Origin of the sequence: Candidatus Odyssella thessalonicensis L13 (assembly GCF_000190415.1) — a bacterium.
In the GTDB taxonomy this organism is placed as follows: Bacteria; Pseudomonadota; Alphaproteobacteria; order Paracaedibacterales; family Paracaedibacteraceae; genus Paracaedibacter; species Paracaedibacter thessalonicensis.
In genome coordinates this window covers 191,224-213,636 of the sequence record NZ_AEWF01000001.1, presented here as the reverse complement: position 1 = coordinate 213,636, position 22,413 = coordinate 191,224, and the positions used below count along the sequence as shown (strand labels likewise).

Below are 22,413 nucleotides of genomic sequence, written 5' to 3'. Positions count from 1 at the left end.
CTTGGCTGCCCAACCAAAAGCTAATATATATTGCATCTTTTACAATTTCATGGTCAGGGGGGGGAGATAATAAGACTCATAATGCGTGATAATTAATTCACTTAAATCCCGAACAACTCTTTCATCAGAGGAATCTAATAAAGTGCGCCAATGATTAAGTATTTGGTAGTACCATTTGGATCCAGGTATTAAGAAATGATATTTCATCAAAAGCACGGGATTATTTACGCCTGATGTAAATATATATAAATTTTCCTCCTCGAGACGAGCGAGCTCCTCTATAAGTTCAGAAACTTCTATAAAACCAAACTGCGTCTTATTCGTTAATATGTACAACATTTTTAAGGTTTGATTGGTTCTAAGCCAATCATCTAGCTTTGGATAATTCAAAAAGATAGACCGTTCCTGGGAGGTCAGTTTAGAAAGGCGCTCTAAAACTTGATCACTAATTCCTCCTAGCGAAGGTTTCTTTTGCCATAAAGCAAATAATGCTTGCAGTACATCTTCTCTGTCTTCAGGGGCAACAGCCTCTAAGTTAGTCAGTGAGCGATCAAGAGTGGTTAACAATGGCCGAACTAAGTGAGGATATGAAGTTAACAGCAAACGATGATTGGTTGACAGACCATCAATCTTGCAAATTAAGTCATAATTTTTTGGTTGGGACTCATAGGGATCCTTTTGAATCTCCTTTAAGCAGTTAATTATTATGGGCCACTCAGCCAGAGGCAACTTGATCAGAAAATCTATTAATATTTCTGGAGTAGAATTTGAAAAACCAAAACCAATAACAAATGAAAACTGTCGTTTATTGTTGGCCGTGCTAAGGTTCATAAAGGATATCAATTTATCTTGCTGTACTTGATCTAAGCTTCTAAGCTTTTCTAGAAAGTTTAACTGAAGACTTTTAGGGTTATCGAGAATTATCAAATCAGCAAAGAATTTTTCAAAGGTATTAAGTATTGCTTTATTTCTGTCAGGCGGGAAATTGACAAAGGTAGATATAAATCTTCTAATATCGGTTGAAGCTGACATTACTTTGGAATCTATATAATCAGGAGCATATCTTAGAAGCAGTTGGCGGTCCTGTGAGGCTACAGGAATCAACATTCTCGTCACCTTACATATATTGGCTAACTCTATGCCGCGCCCATAATGCTGTCTACTGGCGCTCTTAAACTCATCCTTAAATAATTGCGAAAGAATCTTGATGAGCTCTAGATCGCCTTTGTTGACTAGCTCAGTTATCATTTGGAAAAACTTATGCCGTTCTTCCTTTGGATTATAAAAAAACTTAGGCCACGGCTTTAGCAACTGAGATATCATATGATAATGACGGCGATCAATTTCACTAAGATCTAATAAAATTGTGGGTATTAAAGAAGGATCACTAATATTCTGAATAAAGCTTGAGGCACTTGAAACTAAAGCTGCTCTTTTTTGTTCTGGAATGCCTCCTAAAATATCCAAGATTGCTAATAGCGTATTAGCATCAATAAAGTCTCCAGCCTGGCGTGGTTTATCATTATTTAATAAAGTTACAATTGTCTTCAAGAGATCTAATCTTTCAGAGGCAGTTAAATCTAGTAAGTGATTAAAAAATAAAGATAGGGCAGAGTGTTTAGTAACCTGTGGAGATATTCGGGCAAATATACGATCAAGAGGGGGGGGGAGAAGGGAGTCCAATTCCGCTTCAGGGAATTTAGCCAGAGCAGACAACATTCTAAGCTTATTCTCTCTTGAGGATAACCTAAGAAATTCTAATAATTTAGGCTGTAGTAATAACCGGTCAAGCGTCTTTGGAGAGAATTTCCTTAACTTACCCATCAAAAGAAATTGCGGAGTTTCTTCATGGAAAAGCATATTTTCATCATTATTAATCTTAACAATCAACTTAAGAGCTTTCTGGTGGAAAGCCGTATTTTCCCTCATATTCTCTACGTTAGCAGAATATTCTTGAGGATGTTCGTCTTGATTGTTAAAAGAGGTCTCAATCCCCCTGACACGGCTTATTTCATCTGCCCGCCAATTAGGTGCAGATATATGCTTATTCAAAAGCGAGAGAGAGATAGAAGGTGACGCTGAGGAAGGCAGTGCCCCTGGAGCGGTAAGATAGCCGCCATGAAAGATTAAAGTTGAATGCGGTATATTGTTACTTACAGACAGAGATAAGGGATCTGGGACGCCATCGCTAAGGTATGGAGGTCGAGGCGAGTAAGGTGGGGAATAATCGGGGATAGGGGGAAAAGAGAAGGGATATGAGTTATCAGTGAATAAACGAGAGTTATGGTTGAGCGAGAAACTGATCTCTGGCTGGCGTGAAGGGGAGTCTACTGATGCATCTTGGAGCATCGCTGTTAAAGCGGAGATCATGTTTCTTTGCGGAGAAATGGGTCGGTGCAAGCCTATATCGCACTTAAAATTTAAAGCTTGGCTTGATTCCCTAAAAGGGTTCTCAACTCTCATAACCTCACAGATTTCTACTATCATCCACTCTGGAAAGGGAAGATGTTTATTAATAATGTGAAGGGCTTCGTGAATACAGTCTTGACCAAATGCCTTTTTAATAAATAGGCTATGCATATTATCTGCATATTTCTTACCAAACTCCTTAACTAATTCGCTTGTATTGTCAGCTAATTCTGCTTCCACGAGGACGCCAATGCAAATGAAGGGAAGTGATGTATCGTTAGCCTGGTATCCGCACCAAATATATTCTAGTAACTCTGAGCCTTGAGGGATATATTTGTTTAGAGCAAAACGATGTGGGGAGAAGGCATTCTCTCTTCTCCATTTAATGTTACTCCCTAAAGAATTACTTGCCACTATGCCCATCGGAGCGGTCCTAGCCTGAGGCGTTAGGGTCTCTCTCTGTTTCTCTGCTGGGTCCTCCATGGCATAGACGAAACTGCTGGTGGTAAGATAAAGGCATAAGAGTTTGTGGAAATAAGACATCTTGTTCTTTCCTAAATGTATTTAATCATTATTTATGTCTTATTCTTATGTAGAAATTTCTACTTGAGTATTCAAGGAAATTATAATCAAAGAAAATTCGCATCTGCAGAAATAATGATTGTTCTCTAGGACCACAACAAGAGATTAAAAAAAGAAAGCACAGCAAACTAGGCTATGCTCCTTAAAGGTGTTCAACGTAGGAGTTATTTTTATTATTATCCTTTAATGGGTAAGCTTACCCAATTACTATATCTCTAGAATTATTATGCTGCCGAGGATTGAGCATACTTATTTCTTAAGTTCTTAACAAGATCATGATCCTTTTTAACGCCCTCATACTGTTGCTGAACCAAGGGACGAATCTGCTCACTCAGACCGCTTTCAAGGGCTTTCTCATAGGTCTCCTTAATAACATCTTCTCCGCGTTCACATTCATTGAGAAGGGCTAAATCATCTTTTCCAGTAAGTGTACCTTTAATGGTTACCCAGCCCCGATGGAGAGCACCGAGAACGGTACCACTTTCTTCCGGCACTCCATGCATTTCTCTGACTTTATCTTGGAGATCTAGAATGGCATTTCGGCAAGTTTCTGCTTTTTCTAAAAAGGTGGTCTTTAAAAAGGCATCTTTAACGTTGGCAGCTGCTGTACGGAATCCTTCTTCGCTATCACGTGTGATCTGTATTAGCTGATTTAAAACTGATACGGAATCTGCTGTCATCTCTATCTCCTTTTCACAATTCTACACATTTAAAACTATAAGAGATTAGGGAGAAGAAGTAATAAGTGATAAGTTCGCTCAGTTTAACGAGCATTATCTCTATGCGCCCTTCCTGAGCAGTTTTGGAGAGGACAGTTAAGGCATTAAGAAAGGTCTTAGGTTTTTAAAGCCTTAACTAGTTTAGAAAGAAGTCTTAAACGAATTGTTTAAGATTAAATAACCTTGTGTTAGGGAGTAATAATCTTCCCTATAGTTTTCTCATAAACAGTAAGGAAACTCCACTGGCCATAATTAGCACTCTATAAACAATCAATATCTTGTCCACTAAGTGTTACATGGGGTAGGGGTCTCCTGACTTTGCCTAAACTCTCGAGGATCATCTTACTTTCATCGATATAATACAGCTCTAAAGTGGTTAAGCTTGTGTTCTCTGTTAAAGCGGCGGCTAATGCTTCGAATCCGACTTCAGTAATCTTATTTTGAGACAGATCCAGCTTTTTTAAATGCGTATTTTTACGTAAGGCTGCAGCTATCGCCGCTGCCCCTTCATCACCAATGAGATTAGCATTTAAAGCTAAAAAGGTAAGGGTCCTATTATTTTCTAATAAAGCAGCAATGGCTTTGGCACCGGCATTACTAATCAGGTTTTCTGTTAATACTAAGGATTGGAGTGAGATATTATTCTTTAAACCATCCGCCAGGGTTATTGTTCCTTCATTTTTGGTAAAACCAGCAATTATTCTCAAGCAAGTAATAAAGTGATGAGTATTTAATGTTGCCGCAAAATCTTTAAGCTGAGCGTTTAGTTCATACCTTCCGGTGCCACCCCTAATCCATACTTCTGGAAGCCAAGCAAGATATCCGGAAGCAATTTCCCTGTTATCCCATTTGACACTACAATCTACATAATACGCACTATTTTTTAATGCCTCACAAATCCGTTCTTGATAGGAAAGTCTACCCTCTTCAGATAAATCCTTTATACGATCCCTCAGCTGTTGTCAATCGCGGACAGACCAAAGACCAGAAGAGGAAGAGTTGGCGAACAGCCAGCCAAAAAAATTAAGAGATATGTTTTTATGGCTAAGAAGTTGGAAACTTGTCTCAACCTTATTCCTATCACTTGGGGCCGGCATAAAAATCAGCGCTTGACTATTATCCATTAAGGCTTTTAATTGAGCCTCCTCCGGCACAAAAGATAACGAGATTTTTTTATAATCAAAATGTTTGGTGCACGATGACAGCGTATCCAGCTCCTCAGGGGACGTAATCTTTAGTTCAGCCTTTAACGTAAAAATGTTTTTAATAGTTTCAGAATCAATATCAGAGCTGTTTGATGGCAATAAGCTTGCTAAAGGGGGCTCCATGCCCAGCGTTGGTGTACAGCACACTAGTCCGACTAATAATTGCTTCAAGAGTCCCATTTTTATCTCCTAAAAATTGGTTATAATTTTAATAAACTACAATTGACGCCATTTTATAGCAAGCAACAAAATTCTATCCAAAAGGTTAGCTAAGATTATTGCTTAGAAGAAGCGTCCTATAAATTGTTGAAAGTTATAAATAGCTACGAAGTACCTTCCTTTAATTAGATTTGGCTCTTGACCCTCATAAAAGGAGCAGGGGGCAAGGTAAGCTTTTAATTAGGAGTCGATAATTGAGAGGTAGAAGGGGCTCATGAGAGTATTATGAGCAGCAAACAGTCGAGGTGAGCCTAGAAAACAAGGAATTTTAGCGATAGATCCGACCAGGCAGAAAGCCTTATTCACAGCGAAGATATTATTGTTTCCTACAACTTTTCTCTATAATTCCAGTAAGCCTGTTAAAGTGATCTATCCGTAGTTCTTCATTATTCTCACTTGAAAATAAATTTATTTCATCAATATTACATTTTCTGAAGGGTGCTTTACCTGCCATAATACAAGAGAAGGGGGTAACTTTTTTTCTTGTGCCTCCTGCGCCGTATTAGTTAGTAGCATGTAAAGTTGATGCGTTTCTTTCTTTATACAGCACATAAAAAAACCTCCCCGAAGGGAGGCTGTAAAAAATTTAGAATCGGGAAGAGACTCCAAAGAAGACGCGTTGGACTTCGTCTTTCTTCTGCTTTTTAACAGGGATAGCATAATCAATACGTAAAGGTCCAAAAGGTGAGTTCCAGGAAAGCCCCACACCGACCGAAGCGCGCATAGATTTGTTATCAATAATTGGATTATTTGGCAGCTTTAATTGCGAGCCCCAAACACTACCAAAATCGCTAAAGACTGCGCCCTTAACACCAAACTCATTAGGCAAGCCAATGGGGAACATTGCTTCGACCGTACCAACCCAATAACGTGATCCACCAATTGAGTCTAACGTCTTCGCATCGCGTGGTCCCATACCACCGTAAGCAAATCCTCTAAAGCTATCAGCTCCTAAGAAGACCTGGTCGGCAACGCGAATGCGTTTATTGGTCTTTAAGATATGGCCGGCTGTTAAACGTGCATTTAAGATAACTTCATCAAGGGGTGAGTAAAATACAGAACCGCCCAAAGCATTCTTAAGATATCCGATATCTCCGCCAAGTCCTGCTAAAGAGTTGCTCAAGCTTACAGAGAAACCAGCGGTAGGTTCACGGCGGCTATTTCTTTTATCAAAGACGATGGAATGTCCAATGGCTGAGTTAATATAAGATCCCTTCATCTGTTTGTTGTACTCTGAGGAAGCAGCAGGGACATCACTGATCTGATCACGCTGTAAGGTATAGCTCCAATTTTGGTACCAATTGTCCGACAGCTTATAACCTAAGTGAGTACGGCCACCCGTATTCTTCTCTGTAAAAGCAGTGATACGCTTAGAGCGAATATGGAAAATGTCAGCCCCCACTTCTAAGTTGTACCCCATGAAGTATGGATCCGTAATACCAACATCAAATTCTTGACGACGGCTGGCTAGGGTAAAATCAGAGTGTAGGGTCCGACCAGTTCCCATAAAGTTACGCTCCGCAAAGTGGATATTACCTAACGCGCGATCAAGGGTCGAAAATCCGACAGCTAAGCCTAATTCACCGGTAGATTGTTCCTCAACTGTGATCACCATCTTAGCTTTATCTGGTGAAGAACCAGCCTCAGTGGAAATATCAACCTTCTTGAAGTATCCCAAATCGTTTAAGCTTTGTTCCGCTCTTCTAACAAAGGTAGAGTTATAGGCATCCCCTTCTTCTAAACGGATCTCGCGACGAATGACTTCATCCCGGGTGCGATCATTGCCGCGGATTTCAATACGCTCAATATAAACGCGCGGACCTTCCTTGATCTCAAAGGTAACATCAACCGTCTTAGTATCTTTATTTTTATTGATAATCGGCTCAACTTGAGCAAAAGCAAAGCCTTGCACGCCAACAGCTTCAGTAATAGACTGAATGGTCTTTTCAATCATTTTACGTGAGAACCAATCTCCGTGGGAATAGGATACTAATGAGAAAAGCCGTTTAGGATCAACCTTTTTAATTTCTGACTTAATATCAACTTTACCAAAAGAATAACGCTCACCTTCTTCGATGGTGAAAGTTAAGAATAAATCTTTCTGGTCAGGGCTCAGTTCTGAGACCGCATTGATAAGTTGAAAGTCGGGATAACCGCTATCATAATAGTATTCGCGCAGCAATTGTTGATCAGCAATAAAGCGATCAGGATCAAAGGTATCATCCGAGGCAAAGAATCTGTACCAACGGCTTTGCTTGGTCAAAAGCGCCTTTTCCAAGTGAGAAGAGGAGATATGCTTGTTACCAATAAAATTAATTTTACGAACGTAAGTTACATCACCTTCATTAATCTCAAATACCAAATCCACTCGGTTATCAGACAATTTGATTACTTTTGGCACAACAGTGGCGTTATAACGTCCCATGCGCCGGTAAATATCTAGAATCCGTTGTTGGGCGCTTTGAATCTTCGTCCGTGATAAAACTTCACGCGGACGTAGCTGAACTTCTTCCTTTAACTTGTCATCTTTTAATTTGTTGTTGCCCTCAAAGGCGATCTTATTAATGATAGAGTTTTCTATAACTTCGATCACTAAGGTATCGCCCTGTCGCTTAATTTGGACATCTGAGAAATAGCCAGTATTGTACAAATCTTTTAAAGCTTGGTTTAGCTCATTTTGATCGTAGCTTTGATGGGGCTTTATTGGAATATAGGATAGCACTGTGGCTGATTCAATGCGTTTATTACCAATAACTTTAAGTGCTTTAACACTGTCCGCTTGCGCCACACTCAGCGATAAAACCGATGCTCCTAAAAGTAAGAATGCAAACTTTAGGTTTAATTTACTCATTATAGTCCTCTCTGTTTATTTTCCTTGCGGAAAATTACCCTCATCTATTTTCTATTTAAATAGGCCAACCAGCCAATCAATGACTTTTAATCTGTTCAAATCATTCCAGTTAGAAATAAGCATCAATCCTAGAACGATGAAAAGACCAATCATATAAGCAAACTCTTGTGCTTTAACGCTGACGGGTTTTCCACGAATTGCCTCAATGGAATAAAACACAATATGACCCCCATCTAACACAGGAATCGGCAACAAATTAATCAGCCCTAAATTAATTGATAACGCCGCCGTCAAAAGAATTAAAGCAACCCAACCTTGATCAGCACTCTGCTTTGCTAAGGACGCTATTGTAAAGAGCCCGCCAAGTTCTTCTGAAGAACGCTTACCTACGAGCATTTGACCTATACCTTTTAAAGTTTCACGCGAAATTACATAACACCGACTAACCGAAGCAGTAATAGATTCTAAAATTCCATACTTTTTATAGGTTTGCTCGCCGGACGGCACAATTCCTAACGAAGCGGTTGGCTGGCCATCTTTAACCATCTGCCCTTTTAAGGAGATCTCAGAACCGACCTCTTCGGGAGATTTTTTACGTTCCACTGTTAAATTGATTTCTTGCCCAGCTGTTGCCGGTATTAAATGGCGTAACTCATCAAAATTGCTAATATGTTGACCATTGAAAGTTAACACTTTATCGCCCGGCAAAAGTCCTATGGATTGGGCAACGCTGCTTTCTGATATCCCGCCAATGGTTGGCAAGAATGTGGGAGCACCTTTAAATGTATAAAAAGCAGCCAGCAAGACAATTGCTAAAAGGTAATTAGCAATCGGTCCCGCTGCCACCACAGCAATTCTCTGGGCCACAGTTTTCCCTTGCAGCGTTAATGCTCTCTCTTCGAGAGTCATGGTACTCTTAGCCGCTTCATCAGGCTTGCTACTGGCATCAGCATCCCCATACATTTTGACGTAGCCACCTAGGGGAATGAGGCTAAATTTCCAGCGCGTATTTGCTTTGTCAGTCCAGCCAAAAATTTCAGGACCAAAGCCAATGGAAAAAACTTCAATTTTGACTCCATTCCAACGCGCTACTAAATAATGGCCTAACTCATGGATAAATACTAAAACTGTTAAAACTAACAGAAACGGAGGTAAGTATGCAGCAAAATTCAAGAAATTATCAACCATAAGAACCCAATTCTTAAAAATTTATTAACATTAATCTAGCGTATATTAACCAAACATGGAAGAGGGGAATTCGCTAGGCTGCTCAGGAATAGCAGGCAGCAGCCCCTTAAGAAACTCTACAGTCGTGATCTAAGGCGATTACGTCTTCTATAGAATTGATAGGACACAAAGGCACGTTATCAAGAAATTTCTGAATAAGCACGGGTATTTCGGTAAAATGGATTTCCTCAGCGAGGAATTTCTTGACCGCTACTTCATTGGCCGCATTCATAATAATCCGCGCCGCTTGCGAGTCTTTCATGGCGGCTTCGGCCATCTGCAAGCAAGGAAAGCGATCATAATCAGGAGCTTCGAAACTTAAGGTAGCGATAGAAGCCAAATCTAAAGGAGCCACAGGGGTTTTAATTCTCTGGGGCCAGGATAAAGCATAACTAATGGGTGTGCGCATATCAGGCATCCCCAGATGAGCAAGGGTTGTCCCATCCTCATAACTGGAGAGCGCATGAATAATTGACTGAGGATGAACGATAACCTTGACTTGGTCAGGGGCCAACTTAAAAAGTAAGACCGCCTCAATATATTCTAAACCTTTGTTCATCAAAGTAGCGCAGTCTATAGTAACCTTTGGCCCCATTGACCAGTTCGGATGCTTTAACGCCATACTCTTGTTAATCGTTGCAAACTGATCCTTAGACCATGTTCGAAACGGCCCGCCAGAAGCGGTAATAGTTACATTTCTCAAGGCTGAACGTTGGTACTCATCAAAGATCTGAAAAAGGGCACTATGTTCTGAATCCACCGGTAAAATCTGAGTACCGCATGCTTGTGCTTTAGCCATGACTTGCTCGCCGGCTGCCACAATTGATTCCTTGTTTGCCAAGGCTAAACGTTTACAATAAGACAGTGCTGTATAAGTGGGCAACAGTCCCGCAGCCCCGGTAATAGCTGCCAGACAAATATCGACATTGATGCTCGCAGCCTCTAGGATTCCGGCTGGTCCTGCATAAATATGGGCGCCAGGAAGGTGCTCTTTTAAAGCCTGATACTTGGTGGAATCAGCAATGGCTACATGTTTGGCATTCACGCCCTTCGCAATAGCTGCTAACTTATCAACATCCGAGCCTCCAATCAGAACTTCAACTTGAAATCGATGAGGATTGCGTTGAATAATATCGATTGCATTTAAGCCGATACTGCCGCTGGCGCCATGAATAGAAATTGTTTGCATGGTTGCTAGTACCCAATAATAAGAAGTAGACCTGCGGCAAAGGAAACCAGCAGTAAGCTGTCTAGGCGATCTAGAATACCGCCATGGCCTGGCAAGAATGTCCCGGTATCTTTAACATTATAATATCTTTTGAGGGCAGATTCGAGCAGATCGCCGGTATGACTGACAAGCGATAATACGCAGGCCACCACTCCCATGGACACCGGCGTTAGATATAATTCTTGTAAGTAAGGACCGACCAAGATCCCAACACCGGTTGCTAAAACACAGCCGCCCATAAAGCCAGCCCATGTTTTATTAGGACTGATAGAAGGAGCTAATTTAGGCCCTCCTAGGAATCGTCCCGTAAAATAGGCACCCGTATCAGAGGACCATATAATGAGGAGAATCCAAATAAAGAACCTTGTTAAACCTTCATGCATTAAATGGATCAAGATATAAACTGACCAAGAAATATAAAGGGTCCCGGCTAGAAAAATGAGATAATCAAAAAACCTTTTCTTTAGATAGAGATGCAAAAGGCCCCCTAATCCCATAAAGAGCAGGCCATATAAAATATATTTTTTATAACTAACGTCCGTGTAAATTAATGAGAGCATTAAAATGGCAAGACTATAACCTAAAGGATTATATTCTTGATTTAAAACCATCTTTGACCATTCACGAATCATTGCCATTAACATGAACCCCGTCAAAATATCAAAATAAGGTGAGCCATGATAAACAGCGGCTATACAAATTGGAAGAGCAATTAATGCGGTCAGTATCCGTTGCTGTAAGCTGGATAAATTATTAACTACCAATAATAGCTCCATATCGACGCTCCCGCTTGAAAAACTCTTTAAGGGCAAGATCAAAATCTTCACTAGTAAAATCAGGCCATAATTTTGGCAAAAAAACAAGCTCTGCATAAGCTAGTTGCCATAACAAGAAATTACTGATCCGCATCTCACCACTGGTTCTAATAAATAAGTCAAGAGGAGGGAGTTCAGGTTCAAATAAGTTTGCAGAAATCGAGGCTTCATCAATTTCTTCGGGTCTTAGAACACCTTGATGGACAAGGTTAGCTATTTTCTGACAAGCATAAACAATCTCATCTCTGCCGCCATAGCTTAAGGCGATAGAGAGGGTGATCCCAGTATTGTGACAACTGCGGTCTTCCAGATTTAGAATTAAATTGTTAATTTCTTCAGAAAGATGTTCTCGGCGACCCATAATCTTAACACGAATGTTATTATCAACAATTTCCTGGACTTCGTTTTTTAGATAAAATTTAAGCAGCCCCATTAATTCATCAACCCAAAATTGAGGCCTTTTCCAGTTTTCTGTCGAAAAAGCAAACACAGTTAAGAATTTTATTCCCAATTGATTTGCATGCTTGGTGATGGTTTTAAGAGTTTTGGCCCCTTCGCGATGTCCGGAAATGGTCGGCAAGTTGCGTCGCTTTGCCCAGCGGCCATTACCATCGAGGACAATAGCCACATGTTGTGGGATGTTCTGATCTGCTAGAAGCATTATCGGGCCGAATGTTAGCTATTAATAAAACAATTGCTGATAGTTATATCAGAGATATGATCCTCGATAAAACGTTTTTTAATATAGCTCTCAATTAAGCCGCTTTACGAGGTTCTTCTGGGGAAGCAATATCAAGCTTTGGTCGACGTGATTGCAAAGTTTTTGATACCATCACGACCACATTTCCCAATACCACCATAATCACCCCATAAATCATCTCGACAGACCAAGAAAAGTCTTCAAAGTAGCTTGATACTGTTAAAGCAATCACCGGAATTAAAATGTTAGCATAGCTGGCTTTACCGGGTCCAATATTATGGACAAGCTTCATATAGAGTCCAAAGGCAATTACTGTTCCAACGATTGACAAATATAATAGGGACCCTATATATTTTGGCGTAAAATCAAAGGTTGGCCATTCTCCGAGGACTAAAGCGCCGATACCGGTATAAAGGGCGCCATAACTCATTCCAATAGCATTAATCTGCAAGTAGGGAAGGGAACGCCTCATATTTGCTGTTGCTATAATTTGTCCCAAAGACGCCAAAGCCGTTCCTAACAGGCAGATGCCCAAGCCCGTAATAATTGTTTGGAGTTCTTGGTCCATTAAGCGGTAAATCTCATTATGAAAAATTCGCATCAATCCTGCCATGCCGATAACGGCACCTAAGATTGCACTTTTAGAAAGGGGGGTCTTTAAAAAGATACGCGCATTAAAAATATTTAATATAGAAACAGAGGCAAAAATAACAGCAACAATGCCGCTGACGAAGTAATCCGTCCCACAATAATAAAAGAAGTAATTTAAGGAGAATAAAAAGAGGGCTTGTAATGCTATCCATTTATGATCACGAAGAGAATAATTTAAGTTAAGACCTCTCAAATAACAATAAAGTAGGAGAATTATGCCAGCCAAAGCAAATCGGTAACAAACTGACCACAAAGGGTGGACTTTACCTAACTGAAATTTTATTGCAAGCCATGTTGTTCCCCAAATAAGGGAAGTCGTTAAAAAGGTAAAAATATTGGTCATAGGAGACTGCCACAATTATGTGAAACTTTAAGTTATAGCTGAGATATGGCAGTCCGATTGTAGAGTGTCAAGCGATTTAATTAACGGTAGTAAAAATAATTGAATCATTGAATTCTTTTAACATACTTTTTCTTGTTACCCTGGAAGCGGCAGGAGCTTTCGGAAGTTTTTGCGGAGCTTCAATAGCAGTTAAAGGCTTCTCTTTAACCTGAGATGGCTGGTCGCTCTCTAAGCAGGCTTGAACGCTACAAGATCTAGGCGGTACCATAAACGAGATGCCCATAGCACTAATATTGTAGATTTCCCTATCACTTTCCTCAGTTGCATACGCTGACTCTATAACTGTAATCTCAGTTAAAGCATTGAGCTCAGCAGAGTTTTCTACATTAACGTCAGCTGGGGTGTGAGATTGTCCACAATAAGAAATGGAGTAGTGAGCGCCGTGAGTATAAATATCTTTGGCAGTGCCCAGGGACAAACAAAGTAGCGAGGTGACTATCATTTTAAACATTTTTTACTCCTCATTTTTCATAAAATTAACACAAAAATATAGTTTTTACAAATTTTACCCAGGCAAACAGCGGCCAACAAGACTACCTCAGACCTAAGGAAAGTAATAATTAAAAGCAACGTAAAATTTTTAGTATCATTCCCTTTTTACAATATTTCTTATCCTTACAAGGGAAAAAGGACTTTTAACTTACGTTAGCTTTAGATAACACAAGGTTATTTTAAAAACACGATCTTCTTCTTTTACTCTAAAAAGTATTTAATGTGCACGCATTAAAAACAATAATTTTTTCTCTTTAAAGTATTCTGAGGGAGATCGGAGATATTTATATTTTTTATAAGGACAGACGCCTTTAGTAAAGGGGAGCTTAATATCCTCTTAAACGGATTCAGAGTTAACCCCTAACATTTTTCTTTTAGCAAATTTCAAAGCCTTTATGCAACCCCAAAAGTTGCCTCTAGGTTGCATAAAAGGATTTATAAAGTTCAAAAGGTTCCTCTTGCTTATTATCTATCTCGGCCAGTTTAAGGGGTAAAATAGTGTACTTGATGGGTATCAGGGGCCTCTACAGTTACGCCTGATCGTAAAGAAATCATAGAGATATGCGGACAGCCTTGGATGATAACCTTTTCTAAACTCTCGATTTTTTCTAATCCTAAGAGGGATTGTAAAGTTGAACATCCAAGAGTGAACTGCTTCTGAGATTGCAACTGATTGGCAGGCTTATGCTTAATCTTCATCGCTCTAAGTACAAAAGAGAAGAGGGGAAGCTTTATGAACTCCCCCCCTTAAGATTTGCTTTACCATCTTTTATATAATTAAAAAATGGCGGTTTAGCAGTTAATTATATTAATTAACTGCGTCTTTTAAGCCTTTTCCTGCTGTAAATACAGGAGAATTTGAAGCAGCAATATTAATCTCTGCACCGGTTTGAGGATTGCGTCCTTTACGAGCCGCACGCTCAGTAATCTTAAATTTACCGAAACCAGGAAGATTAACTTCTTCTTTTTTCTTCAATGTATCGGTGATTGTCTTCAAAACAGCATCAAACACTTGAGACACTGTATTTTGGGACATTCCGCATTGATCAGCTGCTGCTTTTATAAGATCAGTTTTATTCATGATTGTTTCCTACTTTGTTACAACAATTAGATTGTATCAAAACCTAACCAGACTGGAAACAACTTATATAACTTTAAAAGAGGTTTTTATATAAAGATGTGTCCAAAAAAACCTATAAAATCCGCACCGTTGCAGCGAGGCAACACCTAACCTTTAAATTTTATAATAAATATTATGTTAAATAAATTCAATTTATTGATGGTTTTGCAGTTATCTAACTATACATTTCTTAAGCCGCGATCTTTGCTTTAAAATTTGATTTTGTCGAGATTAAGACGATAGCAAAATTTCTTGAAATCAAAATTTTTTCTTCAGGGCCTTAATTTTAAGGCTGCGTGGAAGAATTTTAAGAAAATAAGGTCAAGGATGGTGATAATTTAATTGCAGTACAAGAATTACAGGCCCCCAGCAGACAGCTATAAAAAATACCAATAATGTCGTTTAGCCTTAGCTAAATACATACAGTAACAGAAATTGTTGTTCCGCTTGCAATGCTATAGAGAGTCATTATCTGTCAACTTTAACCTATCTTTTAGGCATTTTCTACTAAGCCTTGGTTGAATAGCCTTTATTAGGAATTAGCCCCCTTCTCGTCTTCATTTCTGTACTAGCGGAAGCTCCCTTTATCATATCCGAAAAAGATCTAAGAAGCAGAAAGGAAAGGATAATAAAGTGCTGTATAAGAAGAACAAGAAAGAGGCAGCTCTATTATCTATTTTAGCTGGGTAATGAGGATGTTTCTCACCTGGCCCGTCCTTACTAATCCCCTGCATAAGAATAAAGAGACAAAACAAAGTGCTTTGTGATCAATAAGCCGCTCTCTAACAATTATTTTAGGAGAAAATTAAGATAAACATCAATATTACCGATCAGGAATAAATATACGATTACTGCGCGCTACAAGGCCTTTTCAAGCTCGTACGGCGGCTTTATTAGCTTTTCAATAGTATGCTATTAGGGACCTCTTTTGTACGCTCATTTTTTTTAAAGAACTCCATAGTATTTATTACGCTCCCCTATCCTGCCCTTCTCTTAGAATCCTCTTTTACCGTTCAGGAATAATTATAAGGAGTCTTTAATTCTTAAGACAGATTTAATCCAAAAAAACTTATAAGCTACCAGAAAAATGAGGTGATCAGCTCAATTAGCGTCAAGCTGCCTTTATCTGAAAAATTTCGACAGGCAAGCTTGCAAATTTATTGTCTAGCGTCCGTCAGCTGCCTGCAGCATTGCAGCAATGCCGTATACCGACTTTTATGATAACCATTGCTTCTATTGAGAGAAGATCTCATAACAGTTTCTCCTCCTCGTTTACTTCTGTAAATGGAAGAGTAACCCATAATTCTACAACTTATGAATCATCAGACAGCACTAATATTATCTACAAAGTGCACAATGTCTTTTCAGGACAAAGTACTAATTTAAAGATCTCTATTGGTTAACCCTCTTTTCAAGGCTGCTAAAAGCTAGCAGCCCTTTAATGTCTCTTTAATTAAGTAAGAAGACTTAGCTAAATTATAAGAACATAATACTTCACTAAGAATTCGCTGAGAACATTACTCTCACCCCTTAAGAATCCTTAGTATCATTCTCGCCATAGTCAAGCTTATCAAAGTTAGAATTTATCTTTTATCTAGTCTGCTAGCTTTTGTCGCACACTACACCTGTAAGATATGGACTTCTGTCAAAGCTTTTTTACCAATCCAATTATTGGTTACTCGTCGAATATTGACGCGGATTTCTTCTTGTAGGGTATCAAGGTCCTGATAACTGTTATTGACGCAAGTTTTGATAGCACGCAAGATATCACGCTCAATCCCTTCTTGTTCTTGACCTCCGATGGTTATCCCTAACAGAGAGACGACTGGCTTACAGTCTATATCCCCGTGACGATCAAGGGCAAGGGTTACAAAAACTGCGCCATTAACGGCAAGCTTACCACGTTCACTCAACATGGGGCTTACCATAGGGACCATACGTGACCCATCGTATCCTAACCGTCCAACAGGGATACGATCAATAATTTTGGGATCATGTTCATCCAACTGAATAACTGTCCCATTTTCAGGGACCACAGCCTTGGCAATGCCGCAGGACAAGCCAAGTTCTGCCTGTTCGGTCATATGCCGCAGCTCGCCGTGAACCGGGATAAGGAGTTTTGGCTTAACCCATTGATACATTTGCATTAATTCACTCCGAGCTGGATGGCCAGAGACATGAATATTTTCTTCGTCATGGGAAGTAATAATTCCGACCCCTTTGCGGACAAGATTATTCTGGAGCAGATTAATAGCGCGCTCATTGCCAGGAATGATGCGCGAAGAGAAAAACACGACATCACGATGATCTAATTTGATCTGGGGGTGAGAGTCTGCCGCCATTCTTGACAATGCGGCGCGTGGTTCACCTTGAGATCCGGTACTAATAATCATGACCTCGTCTGGTGGCAACTTCATGGCCGTTTCTTCGTCAATAAAGGTAGGGATATCGCGCAAATAGCCAACTTTTTGCGCCGCCTCCACCATTTTATGGAGCGACCTTCCTACCAGGCAGACCTTACGGCCATGCTTTGCTGCAGCTAATATGGCAGTTTCAACCCGCGCTAAGTTGGAAGCAAAGCAGGCAATAATAACTCTTTTCCCTTTTTGCATCCCAATTTGATTGAATATTTCTTGGCGTACGGTTTCTTCTGAACCAGCTACTCCCTGTTTAAAAACATTGGTTGAATCACATACCAAAGCAAGGATGCCCTGCTCTCCCCAATCCTGGAGCCTTTCCGCATCAGTAAGTCCGCCTACTAAAGGATCTGGATCAATCTTCCAATCCCCCGTATGGATAACCGTTCCTAAAGGGGTGGCGATGGCGAGGGCATTGGGCTCGGGAATGGAATGGGTTAAGGTTATATACTCCACCAGAAACTTGCCAACCTTGAGCTCCCCCGACAAAGGAACTTCTATAATCTTAACATCTCTTCCCCACGGCACTTCTTTGAGTTTCTGGCGAACAATTTCAGCTGTAAATTTAGTCGCATAAATGGGGCATTTAAGCATAGGCCACAGATAAGGAATGGCACCAATATGGTCTTCATGCGCATGGGTCAACAACAAGCCGGCCAAGCGTTCTCGTTGAGATACAATAAATTCAGGGTCAGGCGTAATGATATCAATGCCAAACCGATCACCAAACGTCACCCCTAGATCAACCATCAACCATTGACCATCATGACCATAAAGGTTGAGGTTCATTCCGATTTCACCGGATCCCCCCAGAGGGAGAAACCAGAAATCATTCTTTCCAGGGACTTGCATTACATAATTTCCATTTAACATTCTTTTAAATAAATATAGTCTGATTGCCTCTACAATGAAAGTCTTGTCTTACCCTGAAATTAAATTTTAATATTTCAGGGTAATAATTGGTGGGTTAGTAAAGGGGTTAACTCACGGTCAACGCAGAACAAATCAATATTTATCCAATTAAAAATAATTAATGTAATTATAGATTGAGGAGCTGTTTATTATTGTCCCACATTTTTTCTAAATTAAATTCACCCCCCCTTTCCGGATAGCTTATAGATAGCCTTTATCATCAGCCGATTTTTATTTCCTATTTCCCTCTGAATGCTGACAATGTCAGTTATTAGCACCTCTCAAAGTTAACACTTAATAAATATATTAATTAAGCATAATATGTATACTCCTTTACCATATTAACGGAGTTTAAATTGAGTAAAATATATTTAATTTCGAATATTGCTAAAAGTAGTTTATTGATTTTAGTGGCAGCATGTAGCCCTCTTACTCAACATGCCTCTATAGCACCATTACCCCCGGAAATTTAAGCATCCACAGAGAGCAAACTTCATTTAGCCATCATGAAAAGCGATTTAAATGAAGTCAAATCCTTAATTGATCAAGGGGAAAATATAGAGACAAGAAATGGAGCAGACTATACGCCCCTTCATACCGCGGTATGGCAGAACGAGGAAGAAATTTCTCGCTACCTAATCTATAAGGAAGCAGATGTTAATACAGTTAAAAATATAGGAAATCCGGAGCGGCCAATCCATTGGGCTATTATAAATGGCAATATTCCGTTAGCAAAGCTCTTAAAGGAACGGGGCGCTAAGATAACACAAGAATTCTGGCCCGATGAACTTTGGGCAGCGCTCGATAGTAATAATCCTGCCATGTTAGAATGGGTTCTAAACCAAAAAGGCATAAATCCTAATCGCAAGGCAGGCATTGAAGGCCAAACTGTCTTACATCAAGCTATTTTAATGTCAGAACCAAATCCACAAATGTTAGAAATCCTTCTAAAATATAAAGTAGATCCGCGTATTAAGGATAAAGAAGGAAAAACGGCCATAGATTTATTAAAAACTAAGAAAACTTCGCTTCAGGCAATCGAAAAGATGCTCAGAAAAGCTAAATCATAAAGAACTCATGGAAGAGCGAACGCTCTTCCCTTTCACTTTGTGCGTCGAAAGATATCAGCTGTACTAACGCACACCACTCTCCAGTAAATCTTTACGCTTCGATGAAGAAAGTTTTAAGGAAAGTTATAGGCAAACTAAATCTCTAACATTAGACCATCATAGGCAGGCTTAACTCCTTCCGGACACCTTTCTAGAACAGCATTATAATCCATAAAATGGTTCATATGAGTTAGAATGGCTTGTTTCGGTTGAACAGACTTGATAATGGACAGGGCCTCGTCGAAATTGAGGTGGGTTTTATGCTCTTCAAACATTAAACAATCAATAACGAGCAGATCTAAATTAGTAAGCTTTTCTAATTCCTGACCTTCAATGCGTTTAAAATCTGTACAATAAGCAAAGTTATGGATTCGAAATCCCCATGAAGTCATGACCGTATGATCCATTTTAATGGGCACAATCTCAACATTTTTGATTGTAAAAGGCTTGGCCTCAAAGGGATGAGCTTCAATAAAAGCTTGATAGGGCCCGCTCGCAGCTGGCTTCAACGCATAACCAAAAGTTCTTTCCAGGACGCGCAAGGTCGCATGGTCGGCAAAGATTGGTGTCGCCCTGCCTTGCTTAAACAGTATAGGTCTTAAATCATCTAAGCCAAAAATATGATCAGCATGGCTATGAGTATACAGAACAGCATCCAGCTTTGAGATAGGATGAGCAAGCAATTGTTGGCGGAAGTCCGGTCCTGTATCTATAACAATATCAATATCTTCAACAGCAACATGCACACTGGCGCGCGTCCGTCGATTTTTAGGGTTATCGGGGTCACATTTTCCCCACTCTCCCGTTATTAAAGGAACTCCCCCTGAAGATCCACACCCTAAAATGGTTACTTTCATATGGGACGGCTCGCCTTTTTGAATAAGTTAAAGAAATTATTTGTTGTCTGCTCTGCCACTTCTTTTAATGGCACTCCTTTTAATTCGGCTACGATCTCAGCTGTATGCAGTGTAAAGGCAGGCTCATTTCTTTTACCTCGATGAGGAATAGGTGCCAGAAAAGGCGCATCTGTTTCCACCAGGATCTTATCCAGGGGAACATATTTCACTACGTCCCTTAACTCTTCTGCTTTCTTAAAAGTAATAATCCCGGAAAATGAGATCAAATAACCCCGATCCAGGCCTGCTTTGGCCATTTCTCTGCCGCCACTAAAACAGTGAAAAACGCCTTTAGCATTAGGATATTTATCCATTGCTGCTAACGTATCTTCATCGGCATTCCGGGTGTGGACGACAATTGGTAAATCTAATTCTCCCCCAACAGCAAGATGGGTTTCAAAGGAGTCAATTTGCTCAGCTGAAGGGCTATTATTGTAGTAATAATCTAATCCTGTCTCACCCAGCCCCACGACTTTAGGAAACTGTGCTAAATCTTTGAGTTGTTGTGCTAATTCAGGTGAAGCATAATCTTGGGCGTCATGGGGGTGAACACCCGCAGTACAGTAGATATGAGAGTGAGCTTCGGCAATAGCATGAATGTCCTGGAACTCGCTTAAGCGTGTATTAATGGTCAGAAGGGTTCCGATACCATTCAATTGAGCACGCCTCAAAACTGCAGGTAAATCATCTTTAAAGTCAGGAAAGTTAAGGTGGCAATGGCTATCAACAAGCATGGAAACAACTACTATTTAGTTTTTGTTACTATATCACAGATAGCCTCAAGCAGCAATTTCTGCTTACGCTGCTTCTTTATCCACAATTGCCGGCCTTACTGTATCTTTAAAAATAGGAGAAGCTTTAAAGCTTATGACAGCGCGAGCTGTAATCTTGGCTTCAATCCCTGTGCGTGGATTACGACCAATTCTTTCCGTCTTACGGCGAACATTAAACGTTCCAAAGCTTGATATTTTGACGCTATCACCTTTAGCCAAAGTTTTCGAAATTATATCGAGCACTGATTCCAAAACATCGGAAGCTACAGGCTTGGGGATCGATAAGTTTTCCGTAACACTATTGACAAGGTCAGCACGGGTAATGGTGTTATTCGCCATTTCTTGTAATCCTCCTAAAGTTTTTAAAATTATTTACGACATTAAGTGCAAAAAATCAATCGTTAAATATAATTGAAGTAGACAAGAATTTTACGTATGTGTAATTTAAAAACAACTGTCCAAACTAAGAATTTAACCTGTGATCCCCCAGACGTGTGTACAAACTTCAGTATTTGGCTTCATGAGTGGCTTCTGTCTTCTACTAAGTGGTAATACTCTAAATTTCTGGTTAGCTCAAGCGGGCGTGGATCTGGTAACATTGGGATTATTTACCCTGGTGGCCCTACCCTATTCGCTAAAATATTTTATCGCCGTTGCGATGGATAAGATTAATTTGCCTATCCGTTTTTGGCTATTTATGGCTCAAGCCGTCATTGTCCTGTGTCTGATAGGATTTTCTCAGCTATCAGCCGAACAAGATTACCCGATAATAGCGGTCTTAGCTGGGATCCTTTCCTTGGCGGCAGTAGGACAAGATATTTACTTAGATAAATTACGAATTGATAAAACTTATAGCTCAAATAAGGGTTACGCCGCCGGCGGCTACATTGCCGGTTATCGGTTAGGAATGCTGGTTTCTGGCGCAGGTCTAATATTCTTATCAAGCCTATGGCAATGGCCCGACATCTTCTATGTGACCAGTGGTACATTCATCCTTTTATCCTTAAGCGTTCACCTATTTATCAACGATATAACTTCTTTAACTACTTTGGCGCGCCGACCCTTCAACTTTAAGCAAGATATTATTGAACCAATTATTAATATTGCTCACGGCAAGCACCTGCTTTATATCTTGGCTTTAATCATTCTGTATAGATTAGCAGACAATCTTTTGGCCGTACTCGCTAATCCGTTTCTATTACATCTAGGTTTTAATGCGGCTGAAATTGCGACTGCCTCTAAATTTTTTGGCACGACGATGGCAATATTGGGGGGGATTATCGGTGGAACTATCCTGCAAAAATACAGCATCAGACAAGCTTTGTATTGGTTTGGTTTAATTCACTTGCTGACTCACGTACTATTTGTCGTCCAAGCAAAAGTTGGCTATAATCTTGGCTTACTTTATGTGGTTAACGGCGCTGAAAGTTTAACAGGAAGCATGGCCATGGTAGCCTATATTGCCTATATTACCAGCTTATGTGACAAGCAGTATGGAACCACTCAGTATGCCCTCTTAAGCTCTATTATGGGCTTATCTCGCACCCTCCTGCCAGCCTCAGCCGGTGCTCTGGCAACCCAGCTCTCTTGGGAAACATGTTTTATTGTCATAACCCTAGTTGGAATTCCCGGGGTTATGTTGAGTTCCAAGTTGTGCATGAAAAATCTTAGTTAAAGCTCTCTTG

19 protein-coding genes are annotated in these 22,413 nt (G+C 40.0%); 2 read left to right on the top strand and 17 right to left on the bottom strand.

Translation table 11 applies throughout. The features are described from left to right. Nucleotides 1–39: 39 nt before the first annotated feature. From HMO_RS0101035 to HMO_RS0100960, 14 genes are all read right to left on the bottom strand, one after another. Nucleotides 40–2,952, bottom strand: coding sequence for a hypothetical protein (locus tag HMO_RS0101035; RefSeq protein ID WP_010297525.1), 2,913 nt, complete (start codon nucleotides 2,950–2,952; stop codon nucleotides 40–42). A 263-nt stretch (nucleotides 2,953–3,215) separates the two neighbouring features. Continuing rightward, nucleotides 3,216–3,671: a PA2169 family four-helix-bundle protein gene (locus HMO_RS0101030; protein ID WP_010297522.1), complete on the bottom strand. Its 456-nt coding sequence runs from the start codon at nucleotides 3,669–3,671 to the stop codon at nucleotides 3,216–3,218. Between the two features lie 299 nt (nucleotides 3,672–3,970). Further along, a complete protein-coding gene (locus HMO_RS0101025; protein WP_010297519.1) occupies nucleotides 3,971–4,417 on the bottom strand; it encodes a leucine-rich repeat domain-containing protein in 447 nt (148 codons plus the stop codon). 255 nt (nucleotides 4,418–4,672) lie between these two features. Further along, nucleotides 4,673–5,095 carry a hypothetical protein gene (locus HMO_RS0101020; protein WP_010297516.1) on the bottom strand — a complete coding sequence of 141 codons (423 nt, stop codon included), beginning with the start codon at nucleotides 5,093–5,095 and terminating at the stop codon, nucleotides 4,673–4,675. A 625-nt stretch (nucleotides 5,096–5,720) separates the two neighbouring features. Then, nucleotides 5,721–7,985 (bottom strand): outer membrane protein assembly factor BamA, encoded by a 2,265-nt coding sequence (gene bamA, locus HMO_RS0101010; protein WP_010297508.1) that lies wholly within the window; start codon nucleotides 7,983–7,985, stop codon nucleotides 5,721–5,723. A 51-nt stretch (nucleotides 7,986–8,036) separates the two neighbouring features. After that, entirely contained in the window at nucleotides 8,037–9,173 is a 1,137-nt protein-coding gene (gene rseP / locus HMO_RS0101005) for an RIP metalloprotease RseP (protein ID WP_010297505.1), read from the bottom strand. A 106-nt stretch (nucleotides 9,174–9,279) separates the two neighbouring features. Beyond that, nucleotides 9,280–10,401, bottom strand: coding sequence for a 1-deoxy-D-xylulose-5-phosphate reductoisomerase (gene dxr, locus HMO_RS0101000; protein ID WP_010297501.1), 1,122 nt, complete (start codon nucleotides 10,399–10,401; stop codon nucleotides 9,280–9,282). A 5-nt stretch (nucleotides 10,402–10,406) separates the two neighbouring features. Beyond that, complete coding sequence (locus tag HMO_RS15345; protein ID WP_175282077.1) at nucleotides 10,407–11,204, bottom strand: phosphatidate cytidylyltransferase; 798 nt, start codon at nucleotides 11,202–11,204, stop codon at nucleotides 10,407–10,409. Further along, nucleotides 11,194–11,916, bottom strand: a complete 723-nt coding sequence (locus HMO_RS0100990; protein WP_010297495.1) for an undecaprenyl pyrophosphate synthase — start codon at nucleotides 11,914–11,916, stop codon at nucleotides 11,194–11,196. The genes HMO_RS15345 and HMO_RS0100990 overlap by 11 nt, the downstream gene beginning before the upstream one ends. Nucleotides 11,917–12,010: 94 nt before the next feature. Beyond that, entirely contained in the window at nucleotides 12,011–12,949 is a 939-nt protein-coding gene (locus HMO_RS13355; protein ID WP_010297490.1) for a DMT family transporter, read from the bottom strand. A gap of 76 nt (nucleotides 12,950–13,025) precedes the next feature. Further along, on the bottom strand, nucleotides 13,026–13,460 hold the full coding sequence (locus HMO_RS0100975) for a hypothetical protein (protein ID WP_010297486.1): 435 nt from the start codon (nucleotides 13,458–13,460) through the stop codon (nucleotides 13,026–13,028). Between the two features lie 524 nt (nucleotides 13,461–13,984). Further along, nucleotides 13,985–14,200, bottom strand: coding sequence for a hypothetical protein (locus HMO_RS0100970; RefSeq protein ID WP_010297483.1), 216 nt, complete (start codon nucleotides 14,198–14,200; stop codon nucleotides 13,985–13,987). A 109-nt stretch (nucleotides 14,201–14,309) separates the two neighbouring features. Then, nucleotides 14,310–14,582 carry an HU family DNA-binding protein gene (locus HMO_RS0100965; RefSeq protein WP_010297480.1) on the bottom strand — a complete coding sequence of 91 codons (273 nt, stop codon included), beginning with the start codon at nucleotides 14,580–14,582 and terminating at the stop codon, nucleotides 14,310–14,312. Between the two features lie 1,658 nt (nucleotides 14,583–16,240). Further along, nucleotides 16,241–17,890: a ribonuclease J gene (locus HMO_RS0100960; protein WP_010297478.1), complete on the bottom strand. Its 1,650-nt coding sequence runs from the start codon at nucleotides 17,888–17,890 to the stop codon at nucleotides 16,241–16,243. A gap of 563 nt (nucleotides 17,891–18,453) precedes the next feature. Between HMO_RS0100960 and HMO_RS0100955 the strand changes: the two genes are divergently transcribed. Continuing rightward, complete coding sequence (locus tag HMO_RS0100955; RefSeq protein WP_280956242.1) at nucleotides 18,454–19,020, top strand: ankyrin repeat domain-containing protein; 567 nt, start codon at nucleotides 18,454–18,456, stop codon at nucleotides 19,018–19,020. Between the two features lie 134 nt (nucleotides 19,021–19,154). On the opposite strand, the gene HMO_RS0100950 is transcribed toward HMO_RS0100955, so the two are convergent. From HMO_RS0100950 to HMO_RS0100940, 3 genes are all read right to left on the bottom strand, one after another. Beyond that, complete coding sequence (locus tag HMO_RS0100950; protein ID WP_010297470.1) at nucleotides 19,155–19,916, bottom strand: MBL fold metallo-hydrolase; 762 nt, start codon at nucleotides 19,914–19,916, stop codon at nucleotides 19,155–19,157. Beyond that, nucleotides 19,913–20,689 carry a TatD family hydrolase gene (locus tag HMO_RS0100945; RefSeq protein WP_010297465.1) on the bottom strand — a complete coding sequence of 259 codons (777 nt, stop codon included), beginning with the start codon at nucleotides 20,687–20,689 and terminating at the stop codon, nucleotides 19,913–19,915. Before HMO_RS0100945 ends, HMO_RS0100950 begins: the two co-directional genes overlap by 4 nt. 63 nt (nucleotides 20,690–20,752) lie before the next feature. Further along, nucleotides 20,753–21,067: an integration host factor subunit alpha gene (locus HMO_RS0100940; RefSeq protein ID WP_010297463.1), complete on the bottom strand. Its 315-nt coding sequence runs from the start codon at nucleotides 21,065–21,067 to the stop codon at nucleotides 20,753–20,755. 139 nt (nucleotides 21,068–21,206) lie between these two features. Here HMO_RS0100940 and HMO_RS0100935 point away from each other — a divergent pair, with 139 nt between their 5' ends. Further along, the gene (locus HMO_RS0100935) at nucleotides 21,207–22,403 is read left to right on the top strand and encodes an MFS transporter (protein WP_010297460.1); all 1,197 of its coding nucleotides are present in this window, start codon (nucleotides 21,207–21,209) and stop codon (nucleotides 22,401–22,403) included. The last annotated feature ends 10 nt before the right edge of the window (nucleotides 22,404–22,413 follow it).

Coding starts and splice junctions, on each gene's coding strand:
- HMO_RS0101035 (WP_010297525.1), bottom strand. CDS start 2,952: ATGTCTTATTTCCACAAACTCTTATGCCTTTATCTTACCACCAGCAGT.
- HMO_RS0101030 (WP_010297522.1), bottom strand. CDS start 3,671: ATGACAGCAGATTCCGTATCAGTTTTAAATCAGCTAATACAGATCACA.
- HMO_RS0101020 (WP_010297516.1), bottom strand. CDS start 5,095: ATGGGACTCTTGAAGCAATTATTAGTCGGACTAGTGTGCTGTACACCA.
- bamA (WP_010297508.1), bottom strand. CDS start 7,985: ATGAGTAAATTAAACCTAAAGTTTGCATTCTTACTTTTAGGAGCATCG.
- rseP (WP_010297505.1), bottom strand. CDS start 9,173: ATGGTTGATAATTTCTTGAATTTTGCTGCATACTTACCTCCGTTTCTG.
- dxr (WP_010297501.1), bottom strand. CDS start 10,401: ATGCAAACAATTTCTATTCATGGCGCCAGCGGCAGTATCGGCTTAAAT.
- HMO_RS0100990 (WP_010297495.1), bottom strand. CDS start 11,916: ATGCTTCTAGCAGATCAGAACATCCCACAACATGTGGCTATTGTCCTC.
- HMO_RS13355 (WP_010297490.1), bottom strand. CDS start 12,949: ATGACCAATATTTTTACCTTTTTAACGACTTCCCTTATTTGGGGAACA.
- HMO_RS0100975 (WP_010297486.1), bottom strand. CDS start 13,460: ATGTTTAAAATGATAGTCACCTCGCTACTTTGTTTGTCCCTGGGCACT.
- HMO_RS0100970 (WP_010297483.1), bottom strand. CDS start 14,200: ATGAAGATTAAGCATAAGCCTGCCAATCAGTTGCAATCTCAGAAGCAG.
- HMO_RS0100965 (WP_010297480.1), bottom strand. CDS start 14,582: ATGAATAAAACTGATCTTATAAAAGCAGCAGCTGATCAATGCGGAATG.
- HMO_RS0100960 (WP_010297478.1), bottom strand. CDS start 17,890: ATGCAAGTCCCTGGAAAGAATGATTTCTGGTTTCTCCCTCTGGGGGGA.
- HMO_RS0100950 (WP_010297470.1), bottom strand. CDS start 19,916: ATGAAAGTAACCATTTTAGGGTGTGGATCTTCAGGGGGAGTTCCTTTA.
- HMO_RS0100945 (WP_010297465.1), bottom strand. CDS start 20,689: ATGCTTGTTGATAGCCATTGCCACCTTAACTTTCCTGACTTTAAAGAT.
- HMO_RS0100940 (WP_010297463.1), bottom strand. CDS start 21,067: ATGGCGAATAACACCATTACCCGTGCTGACCTTGTCAATAGTGTTACG.